Consider the following 15,698-nt stretch of genomic DNA (forward strand, 5'->3'; position numbering starts at 1 on the left):
TGGGCCGCTTGTTTAATCTATGCCCCCGACACGGGTTCACCGAGGGTATGCATCAGCCGGTTCGCCCAGCCAAACAGAGTGGTTGAGAGAGTAAGATCCAAAATTTCCTGATCATCCAACCCTACTTCACGGAGGCTGGCAATATCATCGTCGGTTACTTTGGGAGGACACTCAGAGAGCCGCATACCGAACTTAAGGATGGCACGCTGGCGTGCATCGATATCCGCCTTTTCACCATTGAAGAAGATCTCCTGCATCACCCGCTCGTCACGCGTCAGGTTGTTATAACGCTGAGCATGCACGGCAGCGCAGTAGATACAGCGGTTGACGACCGATGCTGCCACAGCACCCAGCTCCCGCTCTTCACGGGATAAACCGCCCTTGTCATACATGATGCCGTTAAATAGAGATGTGCGGATACGCAGCGGCTCAGGATCATGCGCCAACACCAGTACATAGTCAGAAATTTTGGTGTTGGAAGGCGTCTCTTTCAGCGCTTCCTGTTGAGCAGGCGTCGCCTTATCAAAATCAATTGGGGTGATATGGGGCCGCCACGTGGGTACCCGGGTGGTGAACTTGTGAATGACACGACTCATTGGCTTTTCCCCATCACACTCAGCACAGCAGCAACGCGCAGCTGGTAGTTAACGAAAGCGACCAACCCGGCTAAGCGGACAATATCAGCTTCATCAATGCCTACGGTACGTAGGGAACTGATTGTTGCTTCGCTGGCATCTCGTGGTCGCTCGGTGACCAAATCAACGTAATCCACCATCGCTACCAAACGCTGCTCATCCGCAGGCGGCATTTCTCCTGGAAGGGCAAGTTGGTAAGGATCCGCATCATCGCCATACCCGGCAAGCAAATCAGCGTAGTGCTGTGTCAGCCCGGATTGCTGGCAAATTCTCGCCATACGACATGCCAGTGCCGCTCTTAGGTTGGCAGGCAGGTTCCCGGCATCGCTGGGTAGCAGTGCAGCCTCATAAGATGCTTGAGTCAGCTCCATCAACTTGCCGCGCATAGTCAGGGCTTCGGCCAGCGGCCCGCTGCTGGGCACGCCAGCGGCTGTTTCAAGTACATGTGACATTTCGGTTCCTTAACATTGAAATACAAAGACGACGTTAGCGCTACGCATTCAAGGCAATGGGGAAGGCTCCCACTCATCCCCCAGTAGTTCCGGAGAGTCGTAATGTTCGAGTATCTGCCAGTGACGCTCGATATCTTCTCGATAAAAGCCTGCAGCGATTGCGCCTGCCAGCCAACTGGCTCCTTCGCTGATCCCAGGAATGTCACCGCTGACCTTGCCTAAGCTAATAGAGGCACCATAATTGAAGCAGTGGATATTACGCAGCCAAGGGGCCGCTCCTGGCTCTCGCTCCTGGAAGGCAAAGTCGCGATCCACGTAAGGAAAATTGCCTAACTCTTCGTGTTGAAACTCGGCAGGTGGCTGATACCGGTCACGCCACAGCAGAATACGATCGGCATACCCAGCCAGCTCGGTACGAGCCAGTGGGTCAACTTCAAACCCAGTACCCAGAATCAGAAAGTCGCAGCGAACCTGTTTGCCCTGCTGGGTCGTGATCACCACTTCCGGCCCTTCAACTCGGATATTTTCAATGCCACAACCAAAGTGAAAATAAGCATTATCATGACGGCTGACGCGCAACGTCGAGCCACGAGGAGGCGGCGTTTGGGTGATAAAAGAGTAGTGCATAATGCGCCAGCGCCACTCATCCGGCAGCGTTGCGTAGCCATGGGTAAAGCCATAGGAGCCAATACCCATCATTTTGTTGATCGTCGGCATCTGCTGACGGCGAATCAAGAAGCGAACCTCGCTGGCTCCATGCTCCAGCGCCTCAGCTGCATTATCAATCGCCGAAGCGCCTACCCCCACCACGACCACGCGCTTCCCCTTAAGGGCAGTAAAATCGATATCGTCCGCCGTGTGCGCCCAAATAGAGGCTGGCAAACCAGCAACGAAATCGGGAACCTTGGGAGCACCGGTACCTTCACGGCCAGTCGCCATAATCAGTTTACGTGTCAGAACACGTTCAGCCGTCGCCCCCTCGCCTGAAAGCTCAAGGCTGAGTAGCTCTCCCTCGGGCTTAACATGCTCAACCTTGACACTATTTTCGACCGGCAGGTTGAGAACTTCACGGTACCAGCAAAGGTACTCCATCCAGGTAGGCCGAGGGATCTTGTCAAGAATTTCCCAGGCCTCGGTACCAAACTGCGCCTCATACCAAGCCCGGAAGGTCAATGAGGCAAACCCATAGCTGGGTCCTGGTAATGTTTTCGGCGAACGCAGCGTCTCCATGCGGGCATAGTTCATCCAGGGCCCTTCTTTACCCGCCGGGTTGCGGTCAAAAATACGGATATTAGCGATACCTCCCGACAATAGCGCGAAAGCCGCCACTAAACCGCACTGACCACCGCCCACAATCACTACATCGTAAACGTGCTGCCCATCCTCCCTCTCCAATGGAGGAACCCAGTTAGAAGGTGGCAGGTTCAGACAGGCGAGGTCGTACTTCACACGAGCATTCAAGGCTTCAAGGCCGGCACCGGCCAAAGAGGGAGTGAGGGTCATGGCATCATCTCGGCTTGTGTCTGCATGGCCTGTTCGGCTTCATGGGGCCACCAGAACCAACGAACAGGTACATCTTCAGCGTGACGGTCGTCGGGTAAAGGCAGGGCTTTCGCCTGTTCGACCAACTCAAGCGCTCTGGCAAAGCAATCGAGTGCTGTGGACTCGCAGACGGTTCCAACAGACGCACTCGTCGTAAAAAGCGCATCCAACAGGCATGGCGTTACTGGCTCTTCGGATTGAGCTGACGCTTCAGGGCGCTGGGCAACCCAAACACCACTATGTTCATCAACAGAGTAAAGTTTCATCAATACCGGGGCATAACGCGCAATAAACTCGACCGCTGATATTACATAGTTAGCCGTCTCATTGCTAAAAAAGAAGTTAAATCCGAGCCTTACCCAACCTGGGCGATATATGCTTCTACCTTTTTGGACTAAAGTTTCATGCGCTGCTGCCGTCTCGCTATCAATGGAAAGCAGTTCATGACCATAAGGGCCAGCACAGGAACAGCCGCCTCTTGCCTGAATACCGAACAGATCATTCAACATAGCAACCACGAGGTTATGGTGTATCGCCCTGCCTCCAGCAGTAATGTTGAACGAGAAGATTGCCAGCCTGGGCGCATCAAGTGATCCAAGTAGGCTTAGGTTTGCTATTTTTTGCCAACGTGCCACTGCGATGGTCACCAATTCTTTCTCGCGTAACTCAATGGCCTCGGTGCCGACTTTCGCTTTGATACGAAACGCCAACCCTGCTCGAATATCCCCTAAAATATTGGGCGTACCCGCCTCCTCCCGACGCTCGACATTCTGAACATATCGATGATGGGACGCTGTTACATAGGATACCGTGCCGCCACCGGCAATGGACGGCTTCGCATTGCGGCACACCGCTTTGCGAATCACCAGTACGCCGGAACTCCCAGGCCCACCGACAAACTTATGGGGGGAAAGAAAGATAGCATCCAAATGATCGTCCTGGCCGCTGCCTGCCATATTGATCGCCACATAGGGCCCACTTGCCGCATAGTCGAATACGGCCAAGCCACCATATTGATGCGCTAACTTGGCTATTTTGGCCACGGGCGACAGAATCCCCGTTACATTCGAAGCAGCCGAAAACGCTACGACTTTAATCTCGCGCTCGGCATGTGCCCGTAACTGCTGCTCCAGCACCCTCAAATCAACAAGACCATGGCTGTCCAGAGGGATCCGCACCAAATCAACATCGCACTCGCGCCATACCAGATCATTCGAGTGGTGCTCATAGGGGCCAACGAAAACAACTGGCTTAGCGACCTTCTCAGCCACTTGCCCATGGGTCAATTCCAGAATACGGCAGCAGCGATCTATCGCTGCAGTAGCACCAGCGCCAGCAAAAATGACCGCATACTCGTCATCAGCACCTACGGATTCCGCCACTGCTTGGCGAGCAGCTTCCCGTAGCCGCGTGGTCATTTTACCGGTGTAAGAGGTTTCGGTATGGGTGTTGGCGTAGAGAGGCAACACCTCCTCCTGAATTGCCCGCTCTACTATGTCTAGCGCCCTTCCCGATGCCGTGTAATCGGCATAGAGCAAGGGACATACGCCAAACGGGCCGGGGATCGAGCGCCCTTCGCCAATCACCCCACTCTGCAGGCTCTCCATCCATTCATGAGAGATCGCCGAGGGGGAGCTCGGTGGTTTTCTTGACTTGTTCCATTGAGAAGCACGATGTGACATTACTGAGCTCTATTCTCGCAATAAGCCTTTTATAAAAGGCGTCATAAGACTGGTTATTACGCGTAATGACCTTGAGTAAGTAGTCGTATTCACCAGCCAGACGATTAACTTCTACGATCTCAGGAAAATCCTTAACCGTTTCCTGAAATGCATTAAGCCAGGCCTGGTTATGTTTATCTGTTTTAACCATCACAAACACGGTGAGACTAAGATCCAATTTCTCAGGGTTCAGTACGGCAATTCTTTTTTCTATGATTCCGTCTTTTTCCAGCTTTTGTATTCGCCGCCAACATGGCGTAACCGAGAGACCAACCCCCTCTGCAAGCTGCGCAATAGAAAGAGTATCATCGCGCTGAAGCTGTTCAAGAATTTTCAAATCAAAACGGTCAATAAGCAATTTATTTCCCCTTGAGACATTTTTAAGGAATTTTATTCTTTATAATCTTTCCTCGATACGGTCAAGAGAAATAATTTTTCACCTCCAACTCTGTTGAACTCAACCAAGTACTTACTCCGGCTAAAAGGGCATCCCAAAACGGTGCAACACAAAATATGTTGCACCACAAAGAGTAATGCTGAAAGTTTAAAACCGAAACCACTATGGCGTTAAAAGCATGGCGTTAAAAGCACACAACTGATTGAAACTCTTTAACCGCTCTTAAATGTATACTCTCTCGAACACATACTCTCTCGAATACATACACTCTTGAACATATACGTAATAAAGCATTTTTTAATCACTCGTGATGTCATACTTCCCAATTACTTTATCGAAGTCACTATACGCTCGTTGCGCTGGTCAATAGCCACCAGAGCGCACCATGTTTGGGCAGATGGAAGCTCCACATCTGATAATGCTTTGCATTAGCCTTTACAGCATGCCATCATTTCGATTTTAGGCTCCAACAACATTGTGAGGCGCATGCAAGCAGGACACTCTCATCGTTGCAAGATTTGGATGCGTGTGTTGCTGATAGCAGGCGCAACGCTAATACCTTCTTTTGCACTGGCTAATTCACAGCAAGCTATCTCTAAAAACAGCCTTGTCCACGTTGCCTCTGCGCCGCGGATTGTCACGCTTTACCAAGGCGCTACCGACAGCGCTGTTGCCCTTGGGCTTACGCCCATCGGCGTAGTGGACTCCTGGTTAGAAAAGCCTATGTACCACTACCTGCGTGAACCACTTGATGGTGTTGAGCACGTAGGGCTGGAGACTCAACCAAACCTGGAAAAAATTGCGTGGCTAGACCCTGACTTGGTGATTGCCAGCGATTTTCGCCATGGACGAATAGCGCCGCTATTGGCAGCCATTGCACCCACGGTATCAACCAACACCGTTTTCGGCTTCAAAACCACGCTGACGATGATCGCTAATGCCACTGGCCGCGAAGCGGAGGCCGATGAATTACTGCAACGCTGGGATGAAAGAGTCAGTGATTTTCGCCAGCAGATTGCCGAACGCCTGGGCAGAGAGTGGCCCCAAAAAGTAGCAGTGGTCCGCTTTAAGAGCGATCACGTGCGTATTTATACCAGTGGTTTTACTGGCTCCATTCTTAATGAACTTGGTTTTAAGCAGCCTGATACGCTGCAAACCCAGGGTTGGGGGATGAAACTAACGAACACTGAAAACATTCCAGTACTGGATGCTGACGTGATGTTTGTGCTGCTTGAACCGGATGATCCTGCTATTGCGGATAATTACCAGCGCTGGGCCAATCACCCATTATGGCAACAACTGTCAGCCGTAAAAAGCGGGCGCGTGTTTGACGTCGACCCGGTTAGCTGGATGATGGGCGGCGGCATATTAGCGGCTAACACTATGTTGGATGATCTCTATCGCCACTATGGACTGTCGCAGTCGCTGGAGCAACAGCAGCACACTTGTCTCTCCCCTCTACCGAACCACGTGGAGGAGTCCGCATGCTAAACAGCGCCGCTGCAAAAAGCATCGGGCTGCTACTTGGGATAGTGTTAGCACTCGGAGCCTTTGTCGCTAGCATTATGTTGGGCACCACTGATATTGCATGGTCAGCATTATGGGCAGCACTTAATCACTATGACCCAACCAAGATAGCCCATATCATCTTGTTCACAGAGCGCTTACCCCGCGCGGTCATTGCGGCTTTGGTAGGCGCCAGCCTGGCGATTGCCGGCGCATTAATGCAGACCATGACGCGTAACCCACTCGCCTCGCCGGGTGTTCTGGGCATTAACGCTGGTGCTATGTTTTTTGTGGTCGTCGCCGTATCACTTTTACCACTGCATACCCCTGCCCACTACGTTTGGGCTGCGCTGCTAGGCGCTCTGGTAGCCGCTACCCTGGTAGTGGTGCTTAGCCGTGGCCGCCACGGTGAAATCTCACCACTGCGTGTTGTCTTGGCTGGTGTTGCTGTCACGGCAATGTTTGTGTCGTTCAGCCAAGGGCTACTGGTCATAGACCAGCAAAGTTTTGAAAGCGTGCTCTACTGGCTGGCGGGTTCATTATCTGGGCGAGAGCTGGGGGTGGTCATGCCCTTACTCCCACTTTTTGGCGGGGCGCTCTTACTCTGTGCACTATTAGTACGCCATGCCAATGCGCTCTTGCTGGGTGACGACATGGTCACAGGCCTTGGTATGCAGGCCACCACTATTAAACTGCTGCTAGGGCTTATCGTGATTGTGCTTGCGGGTAGCTCAGTAGCACTGGCAGGTATGATTGGTTTTGTGGGACTGATAGTACCCCATATGGCGCGGGGGCTATTTGGCATTGACCACCGCTGGCTGCTACCTGCCTGCGCCCTACTCGGGGCATGTTTGTTACTCCTGGCCGATGTGGCCTCACGATTTTTAATGGCCCCTCAAGAAATTCCCGTGGGCGTGATGACCGCTCTGATTGGTACACCGTTCTTTATTTACCTAGCGCGACGCAAGATGGCAGGCAAATGAGACAGTCAATAACCTTACCTCTCAACAGCACAGCAAAGCACGAAAGCTCCCAACTGCTGACTCGCCTATTGCTATTAAGTCTATTACTTATTGCAAGTGCCGGGCTCTCGCTCAGTTTAGGCAGCTTTCCAACGTCTTTCATGCAGGTGCTGCATGCACTGGTCTCCCCACAGAGTAGCGATATCGCCTTTATTATTTGGCAATTAAGACTGCCCCGAATAGTGCTAGCAATACTGGTCGGTGCAGCACTGGCGATAGCAGGGGCTATTCTGCAAAGTATTGTGAGAAACCCCCTCGCTTCACCGGATGTTATCGGCATTACCAGCGGTGCAGCATTAGCGGCAGTACTTTTTTTAGTGCTGCTAAGCACCACCTTGAGCATTCACTGGTTACCCTTTGCTGCCATGCTCGGTGCACTGGTTTCGGCGTTAGCGGTTGTCAGTTTGACCTGGAAAAACGGCATTAGCCCATCCCGCATGGTGTTAGTCGGCATTGGTTTGGCGGCGACGATGGGCGCTGGCACCACCCTGTTAATCGTTATCAGCGATGATTCTGCCGCTATGACCGCTTATGTGTGGCTAACCGGCAGCCTTTACGCGGCACAATGGCAGGATGTGCAGGGCCTGTTGCCATGGCTATTGGTAACAATACCTATCAGCCTATGCTTCGCCCGCCACGCAGACGCCATGGCACTGGGCGATAGTGTTGCCGAAGGAATAGGGGTGCCTATTCTGCGCAGCAGACTAATGCTGCTTACCTGTAGCGTGGCGTTAGCGGGAGCCGCCGTGGCGTTTGCAGGTGGTTTAAGCTTTGTGGGTTTAATCGCCCCCCACCTAGCGGCTAAATTGGTGGGGCGCAATCTGGCAAGGTTGGTGCCCGCTTCAGCACTAGTCGGCGCGTTGATTGTGCTGTACGCCGACCTATTTGGCCGAGTGGCATTTTTACCCAAAGATCTGCCAGCAGGCATCTTTGTGGCGGGGATAGGCGCGCCCTTCTTTGTGTACTTGCTGCACAGGACGCGCTATCGCTCTCACTGAGAAACTGACTGAGCAGGGATGACTGAGTGGGATTAGAAATCGACGCGATAACCAAACGTTACGGTTCTACCACGCCCGGCAAAATAGCGCTCATCATTCACCAGAGCACTCTGCGAGTAGTAGGTGACATACTGCTCATCAAGCAGGTTAGATATGCCCACATTGACCTGCCCAACAGGTAGTTGGTAGCCCACAGCGGCATCCATTAACAGATAGCCATCAAACTCACGGTTGGCTTCATCGAAGGTTTTATCAAAGGCATAGTTGGCCTGCACAAAGGTAGAAAGGTTATCTGTCCAATTAGCAGACCAGCTGGCTGTTAGACGATCTGGCGAGACGTCCAACCCAGACAATTTGGAGTCCAGGTTACCATCGTCGTTACTGTCATAGCGCCCCTCCATGCGAGAGTATGCCAAGCGGCCAGCATGCTGGTCGTTAAATTGGTAATCTACCGAGGCCTCGAAGCCTTTAATCTCGGTCTCCTGACGCTGCATATAAAAGACATCGTCCACTTCCGTGAGACGGCTGCCGAAATCTGAAGATGACTCGTAATAGCTCAACTCAGCCGCCAAACGACCATTCTCAAAGCGCACGCCCGTCTCGATATTATCGGTGACGATTGGACTCAGGTTATCGATATTGTTGACCGACTGCCCTGGCGTACTGATCCCTCTTAACGCACGCCCTACATCAGGAATCGAGAACCCTTCAGAGTAATTGGCGAACAAACTCCAATGTTCCGCAGGCTTCCATACGGCGCCGACGTTATAGAGTGTCTCATTGAAACTAGGAGCGCCACCCTCAACAGAAACCCCATTATTAGCCGCTACGGTTTGATAATCATCAATCTTCAGCTTAGCGTACTCATAGCGAGCGCCAGCTGATAACAGCAATGAATCAACGGGCCTAAATTCAGCCTGAAAGAAAGGCGAAAGGTCGGTGTACTCTGTTGACGGCACATAGGTACGGTCGGACTGATATAGGTACTGCTCGGTTTCATCAAACAGCGTATCGAAGCCGCCAGTTAGGGAGAGCCGATCGTCCAGCAGGTCATCTTTAGTCAGCGAGACCTTAGTGCCAAACTTGCTCGTCGCTGCCATGGTTTGGTCATAGAAGGAGCCCACAGGGGCAATCGCGGGATCCTGGAAAGTCGCTGAATTGGTTGCCCCAAACAACGCTTCATAGTCCTGATAGAACGCCTGAGCACTAAGGCGCATCCCTGCCAGATCATAGTGATCGTAACTTAACCCGGTCGTCCACACGCGGTTATAGGGCGCATCACCCTCTGGGGTGCCTCGCTCTGAGGTAGTCACCACGCCATTGGCCCGATCACCCGTTACGCTCACATAATTGTTATGCCCCTCAATATTGTAGTGATTGAGGGTGAACTGCAGACGTTGATCATCGTCAATCCAGTAAGCCAGCTTGCCTAAAATATTGTAACTGCGAGAATCCATCAGGTCGCCCTGAGTGTTGTCTACACCGACAGGGTTGCTATTACCATCCAGAAACAACCCCTGATCCTCAAGGCTAGCCGAAAACAGATAATCGACATCGCCACTATTACCGCTGACGCCATAGCTGGTTTTATAGCTCAGCGTATCGCTATTCAGTTCGCTAGTGGGCGTCGTTACCTGAATTTCAGCATGCTGATTGAGTGACCCCGGCTCTGGGCGTTTAGTAATCAGGTTGATCACGCCCCCCGCCGCCCCTACTCCATTGGTAGCGTTAGCCCCTTGAATGACTTCAATCTGCTCAACCATGGAAAAGTCAATTGTATGGGCTTCACGGCCAGTTGGGCGCAGAGGGTTCGATTGGGGAATCCCATCGATCAGAATCAGCGGCGTTCGCCCACGCAAGGTTTCCCCACTACCACTCATTTTCTGTCGACTAGGAGAGTAGGAAGGCAGCAGGTTACTTAATATTTGCGATGAATCGCTGGTAATTTGCAACTGCTGAGTAATCTCTTCCTCGCTGATAATACGCACCGTCTGAGGAGAGTCTTCTTTTGTCGAGTTCGTGCGCGAGGCCGTCACAACCACCGTTTGGTTTGCATCACCTCTCTCGCCTTGTGCTTCAACAGTTTCTGATTGCTGTGCATGAACTTGGCTAACGGCGACCAGACCAGCAAGCGTTACTGTCGGCCAAAACACTAGGCGTTGTTTAGCGCGCATCTTCTTTTGATCCCCCAATGAGTGAACTAAACCTGAAAAACGTAATACATATACAAATGATAACGATTGTATTATGCATATAAGTTACCTATGGTCTACCCAAGTGGAACGCACCGTTCGAGATAACCCCCTAGCTTTTGCTAACTCACACGCATTTTCTTTTGGGCATATCTAGCCAGTGGGCTATTGCTCGTCGACAAAGATCAAATATTGAAAATGAGAATATTTTGTCTTACGGTGCAGCCTGTTTCGACAACCTGAATGAGCCAACTCATGCCGCTCCCTTCCGACCAGTCACCTCGTCTTACGGGTGAAAATTTACACGTAGGTTATGATTCTCGACGGGTGCTAGATGGCGTGGATATCGCCATTGCGGAAGGAAAGCTAACAGTGCTACTCGGGCCAAACGGCAGCGGCAAGTCAACGCTACTTAAAACCCTAGCGCGTACGCTCGCGCCAAGCGCTGGGCATGTCTATTTGGATGGCAAAGATATTCACCGTAGCAATACGCGAGAAGTGGCAAAGCGGTTGGGCATTCTTCCCCAAGGGCCAGTAGCTCCTGAGGGGCTGAGCGTAAAACAGCTGGTGGGGATGGGACGTTTTCCACATCAAGGCTTATGGCAGAAAAATGCTCAACAGGACACCGATGCCGTTCAAGAAGCAATGGCTTATACCAACGTCACTGAGTTTGCCGAGCGTCATGTTGATGCACTTTCTGGTGGGCAGCGCCAGCGCTGCTGGATTGCCATGGTACTGGCCCAACAAACCGAACTGATCCTGTTAGATGAACCCACTACTTTTCTAGACTTGAAGGTACAGGTAGATCTTCTGGAGTTGCTTTCACGTCTTGCCCATGAGAAAGGCCGTACCCTACTGCTGGTGCTCCATGATCTGAACCTGGCCGCTGCCTACGCCGACCACTTAGTGATGATGCGCGATGGATGCATTGTCACTAGCGGTACTCCTAGCAACGTATTTACCGCCGCCAACCTCAAGCGTGTATTCGACCTGGACGCCCATGTTCTCCAAGACCCTGTTAGTGGCTGCCCAGTGTGCGTACCCCATAAATTCACGGTTAACACCAAACAACAGCACGTCGCTGCCGAAGAACATATCGCCCTATGAAGCATACTTTCTGCGCCGACCTTAGCCGTGAACAGAATGACCCTCTAGCCGGGAGTGCTGCCCATGCCGAACGCAATCTATTAATCAGTTGGCCGCGCGCAAAGTGGCTGCGCAAGTTGCGCCATGCCAGCAACATGAACGACACGCTGAAACAGACACTAGACGACATTGCCGATAGCGGCCTACGTATTAACCTGATTCAGCAACCGGGAATGGATAAACATCAGCACCAAGTATTTCTAATGCCAGAACGGCGGCGTTTTCTGATCGCCCGCCATCACTTAGAAGACTTTTTAAGCGCTCTGCAAACAGGCAACAGCTTGGCAGAGTGGGAACAGCCCCCGCTAGAAACCGACCTGCTGCTCTGCTGCACCCACGGCACAAAAGATAAATGCTGCGCCAAGTACGGCTACCAAACCTATAAGGCGCTGGCTCAAACGATTACTGACCACCAGCTACCGTTTGAGGCTTGGGAAAGTAGCCACCTGGGTGGCTGCCGCCTAGCAGCCAGTTTGATTTTACTGCCCAAGGTGCGCAAATACGGACGCATTACCCCGGCGCAAGCACTGCCCTTCCTACAAGCAGAAGCGAACGGCCAACGCTACTTGCCTGGCTACCGGGGCAGCTCACAACTCACCCCCGCCCAACAGTGTGCAGAACTAGCCGCCCTGACTCACCTAAGTACACACCTAAGCACGGATCAACACCAACCTCAGCTAACGCTGTTGGATGATAGCGGCAGTGAGCAAGAACGCCTGATACGCTGGCAGTGGCAACGTGGAAACGCTCAAGGCCAACTCAGCGTGCGCTGCCAAGCCACCACCATCATGCGGGTAGATACCTGCGCCGACCTTGAACAAGGCCCCACTGAAAGTGTGGTGTGGCGGTCAGTTAAGGTACTGTAGATTCCTCGATGACTCCTTGCTTAACCACGACTACCATCAGGTAACTCACCCTGGCCTGCGTTCTCATCGGTTGCCAAAGTAGCGCTGTGATGACTGACCAGGGGGCCAGCCAGTTTACGCAGCGCCACATAGAATACCGGCGTAAGGAACAGCCCAAACAGGGTGACCCCGATCATGCCCGCAAACACTGCCGTGCCAAGCGCGGCCCTCACCTCAGCACCCGCCCCGGTAGCAATGACCAGCGGTAGCACGGCGGCGGTGAAGGTAATGGAGGTCATGATAATGGGGCGCAGCCGCAACCGGCAGGCTTCCAGGGCGGCGTCTACGATACTTTTTCCCTGCAGCTCCAGCTCACGGGCAAACTCCACGATCAAGATCGCGTTCTTACACGCCAAGCCAATTAGCACCACCAGCCCCACCTGCACGAAGATATTGTTATCACCTCCGCCAAACCAGACGCCGATCAGCGCCGAGAGCATACACATAGGCACGATAAGGATCACCGCCAAGGGCAGCGTCCAGCTTTCGTAGAGGGCCGCCAGCACCAGGAATACCAGCAGGATCGAGAGCGGGAAAACCACCAGCGCAGCGTTACCCTGGGTGGACTGTTGGTAGCTCAAGTCAGTCCACTCAAACGCCATACCCGGCGGTAACACCTCTAGCGCCAGCGCGTTGATGGCATCCATGGCCTGAGCAGAGGAAATCACCCTAGGGTCGGCCTCCCCGGCCAAGTCCGCCGCCGGATAGCCGTTATAGCGCAGCACCGGGTCTGGGCCAAAGGTTTGCGTAATGTTGACCAACGTGCCGATCGGTACCATTTCCCCCTGGTCATTGCGGGTGCGCAGGCGAGCGATATCTTCCACGCTGGCCCGGTAAGGGGCATCCGCTTGGGCAATCACCTGCCAGGTGCGGCCAAAGCGGTTGAAATCATTTACATAGGTCGAGCCAAGATAGATCTGCAGGGTATCGAACAGTTCGGTTAGCGGCACGCCCTGAGCTTTGGCCCGGAGTCGATCCACCTCCGCATCCAACTGCGGCACATTGGACTGATAGCTGCTGATTGGGAACCCCATTCCTGGTATTTGAGCAATGGCGCCCTGGAACTGATTTACCGCCCCCTGTAACGCCCCGTAGCCTAGATTACCGCGATCCTCAATAAACAGTTGGTAGCCCGAGCCATTGCCAAGCCCCAGAATGGGAGGTGGCATAAAGGCAAACGCAAACCCCTCCTTCAGCCCTCCTATCCCCTGGTTAATCTGGGCGTTTATCTCCGCGGCGGTGAGGCTACGCTCGCCAAAGGGGCTAAGGGTGAGAAATACAACGCCAGTGTTGGAGGTGTTAGTAAACTGCAGCGCGTTGAGGCCTGGAAAGGCGATGGCGTGCTCGACGCCTTCGATATCCATGGCAATATCCACCACCTCCTGGAGCATCTGATCGGTTCTCTCCAGGGAAGCTCCTTCCGGCAGGATAACGCCAGCAATCAGGTACAGCTTGTCCTGCACCGGAATAAACCCAGGCGGTACCACCTTGAACATCGTCCCAGTACCCGCTAGCAGCAGGGCATAGACCACAAACACCGCGCCCCGGCGCTTTAGGGAGCGCGCCACACCACCCTGATACTTGGTAGAGCTGGCGTTAAAAAAGCGGTTGAAGGGGCGGAAAACCCAGCCGAACAGCCAGTCAATCAGCCGAGTAAGGCGATCTTTAGGCGCGTCATGGGGCTTGAGCAGCATCGCTGCCAGGGCAGGCGACAGGGTCAGTGAGTTAATCGTAGAGATCACCGTGGAGATAGCAATGGTGACCGCAAACTGGCGATAGAACTGACCGGTCACCCCGGACAGAAAGGCCATGGGGATAAACACTGCACACAACACCAAGCCGATGGCAATGATCGGGCCGGAGACCTCCTTCATGGCCTGGTGGGCCGCGGCCTGGGGATTCAGTCCCTCACTGATATTACGCTCGACGTTCTCCACCACCACGATGGCGTCATCCACCACAATGCCAATGGCCAGCACCAGGCCAAACAGGGTCAGCGTGTTAATGGAGTACCCCAGTAAATAGAGCGCCCCAAAGGTGCCGATCACCGAGACTGGCACCGCCAGCAGCGGAATAATCGAGGCGCGCCAGGTTTGCAGGAACAGAGTCACCACCAGCACCACCAGCAGCACCGCTTCTAGCAGGGTTTTTACCACCGCCTTGATGGAGTCGCTGACGAAGATAGTGGTGTCGTACACCGCCTCATACTCAACCCCTGCTGGAAACTGCGCGGCCAACTCATCCATGGTGGCCACCACCTGCTCGCGGATAGCCAGCGCATTGGCGCCCGGCGCCTGGAAAATACCGATGGCGACCGCATCATTGCCATCCAACTGAGACCGCAGGGTGTAGTCCCCTGCGCCCATCTCCAGCCGGGCCACATCCGAGAGCCGCAATATCTCTCCACTGTCACCGCGCTTCAGCACGATGTCGCCAAACTCCTCTACCGTTTCCAGCCGCCCTCGAGCGTTGATCAGCGTCAAAAAATCACTGTTCGGAATAGGTTCAGCCCCTAGTTGCCCGGCTGAAACCTGGACGTTCTGTTCCCGCATGGCAGCGACTACGTCACTGGCCGTTAAATCACGGGCGGCTACTCGACCTGGATCAAGCCAGGCACGCATGGCGTAGTCGCCGCCGCCAAATATCTGGGCATCACCTACCCCTTCGAGTCGGGCCAAGCGGTCTCTGACATGCAGCCGCACATAGTTGCGCAGGTAGAGGGTGTCGTATTCGCCTCCAGGCGAGGTCAGGTGAACGACCATCAGGAAAGTGGGCGACTGCTTCTGGGTGGTCACGCCCTGGCGGCGCACGGCCTCCGGCAACCGCGCCTCGGCCTGGCTGACGCGATTCTGCACCCGTACGGCGGCCTCCTCAGCATCGGTACCGGGGCGGAAGGTGACGGTCATCTGCAGTACACCATCAGAGCCCGCGACGGACTTAAAGTACATCAAGTCCTCGACGCCATTGATGGCTTCCTCCAGCGGCGTCGCCACGGTCTCGGCGATCTCCTTCGGGTTAGCCCCAGGATAGACCGTGCGCACCACCACCGAAGGCGGCACGACATCCGGGTACTCGCTGATTGGCAGGTTGGGAATGGAGATCAGTCCAATCGCCAGAATAATAATCGACAGCACCGCCGCGAAGATCGGGCGGTCGACGAAGAAGCGGGAGAAATTCATGGC

General features: G+C 53.7%; 12 protein-coding genes. 5 read left to right on the top strand and 7 right to left on the bottom strand.

From position 1 onward, the window contains the following. Positions 1-17 precede the first annotated feature (17 nt). Genes CPA45_RS11140 through CPA45_RS11160 form a run of 5 tightly spaced genes read right to left on the bottom strand, consistent with a single transcriptional unit; the run spans position 18 to position 4,708 of the window. Positions 18-596, bottom strand: coding sequence for a peroxidase-related enzyme (locus CPA45_RS11140; protein ID WP_096651614.1), 579 nt, complete (start codon positions 594-596; stop codon positions 18-20). Next, positions 593-1,087, bottom strand: a complete 495-nt coding sequence (locus tag CPA45_RS11145) for a CMD domain-containing protein (RefSeq protein ID WP_096651615.1) — start codon at positions 1,085-1,087, stop codon at positions 593-595. Before CPA45_RS11145 ends, CPA45_RS11140 begins: the two co-directional genes overlap by 4 nt. A 48-nt stretch (positions 1,088-1,135) precedes the next feature. Continuing rightward, on the bottom strand, positions 1,136-2,590 hold the full coding sequence (locus CPA45_RS11150; protein ID WP_096651616.1) for an NAD(P)-binding domain-containing protein: 1,455 nt from the start codon (positions 2,588-2,590) through the stop codon (positions 1,136-1,138). Continuing rightward, positions 2,587-4,311: an aminotransferase class V-fold PLP-dependent enzyme gene (locus CPA45_RS11155; RefSeq protein ID WP_244287586.1), complete on the bottom strand. Its 1,725-nt coding sequence runs from the start codon at positions 4,309-4,311 to the stop codon at positions 2,587-2,589. The genes CPA45_RS11150 and CPA45_RS11155 overlap by 4 nt, the downstream gene beginning before the upstream one ends. Next, entirely contained in the window at positions 4,241-4,708 is a 468-nt protein-coding gene (locus CPA45_RS11160) for an Lrp/AsnC family transcriptional regulator (protein WP_096651617.1), read from the bottom strand. The genes CPA45_RS11155 and CPA45_RS11160 overlap by 71 nt, the downstream gene beginning before the upstream one ends. Positions 4,709-5,233: 525 nt before the next feature. Between CPA45_RS11160 and CPA45_RS11165 the strand changes: the two genes are divergently transcribed. Genes CPA45_RS11165 through CPA45_RS11175 form a run of 3 tightly spaced genes read left to right on the top strand, consistent with a single transcriptional unit; the run spans position 5,234 to position 8,273 of the window. Continuing rightward, positions 5,234-6,238 (top strand): ABC transporter substrate-binding protein, encoded by a 1,005-nt coding sequence (locus CPA45_RS11165; protein ID WP_096651618.1) that lies wholly within the window; start codon positions 5,234-5,236, stop codon positions 6,236-6,238. After that, the gene (locus tag CPA45_RS11170; RefSeq protein WP_096651619.1) at positions 6,232-7,236 is read left to right on the top strand and encodes a FecCD family ABC transporter permease; all 1,005 of its coding nucleotides are present in this window, start codon (positions 6,232-6,234) and stop codon (positions 7,234-7,236) included. Before CPA45_RS11165 ends, CPA45_RS11170 begins: the two co-directional genes overlap by 7 nt. Beyond that, on the top strand, positions 7,233-8,273 hold the full coding sequence (locus CPA45_RS11175) for a FecCD family ABC transporter permease (protein WP_096651620.1): 1,041 nt from the start codon (positions 7,233-7,235) through the stop codon (positions 8,271-8,273). Before CPA45_RS11170 ends, CPA45_RS11175 begins: the two co-directional genes overlap by 4 nt. A gap of 32 nt (positions 8,274-8,305) precedes the next feature. On the opposite strand, the gene CPA45_RS11180 is transcribed toward CPA45_RS11175, so the two are convergent. Beyond that, the gene (locus CPA45_RS11180) at positions 8,306-10,447 is read right to left on the bottom strand and encodes a TonB-dependent receptor (RefSeq protein WP_096651621.1); all 2,142 of its coding nucleotides are present in this window, start codon (positions 10,445-10,447) and stop codon (positions 8,306-8,308) included. Positions 10,448-10,720: 273 nt separating this feature from the next. Here CPA45_RS11180 and CPA45_RS11185 point away from each other — a divergent pair, with 273 nt between their 5' ends. Together CPA45_RS11185 and CPA45_RS11190 are read left to right on the top strand one after the other, a co-directional pair. Continuing rightward, on the top strand, positions 10,721-11,572 hold the full coding sequence (locus tag CPA45_RS11185; RefSeq protein WP_096651622.1) for an ABC transporter ATP-binding protein: 852 nt from the start codon (positions 10,721-10,723) through the stop codon (positions 11,570-11,572). Beyond that, positions 11,569-12,477, top strand: coding sequence for a sucrase ferredoxin (locus tag CPA45_RS11190; protein WP_096651623.1), 909 nt, complete (start codon positions 11,569-11,571; stop codon positions 12,475-12,477). The genes CPA45_RS11185 and CPA45_RS11190 overlap by 4 nt, the downstream gene beginning before the upstream one ends. A gap of 20 nt (positions 12,478-12,497) precedes the next feature. Here the strand turns inward: CPA45_RS11190 and CPA45_RS11195 are convergent, their stop codons facing one another. After that, the gene (locus CPA45_RS11195) at positions 12,498-15,695 is read right to left on the bottom strand and encodes an efflux RND transporter permease subunit (protein WP_096651624.1); all 3,198 of its coding nucleotides are present in this window, start codon (positions 15,693-15,695) and stop codon (positions 12,498-12,500) included. Positions 15,696-15,698: the final 3 nt, after the last annotated feature.

The sequence above is a fragment of the Vreelandella nigrificans genome, assembly GCF_002374315.1.
Lineage (GTDB): Bacteria > Pseudomonadota > Gammaproteobacteria > Pseudomonadales > Halomonadaceae > Vreelandella > Vreelandella nigrificans.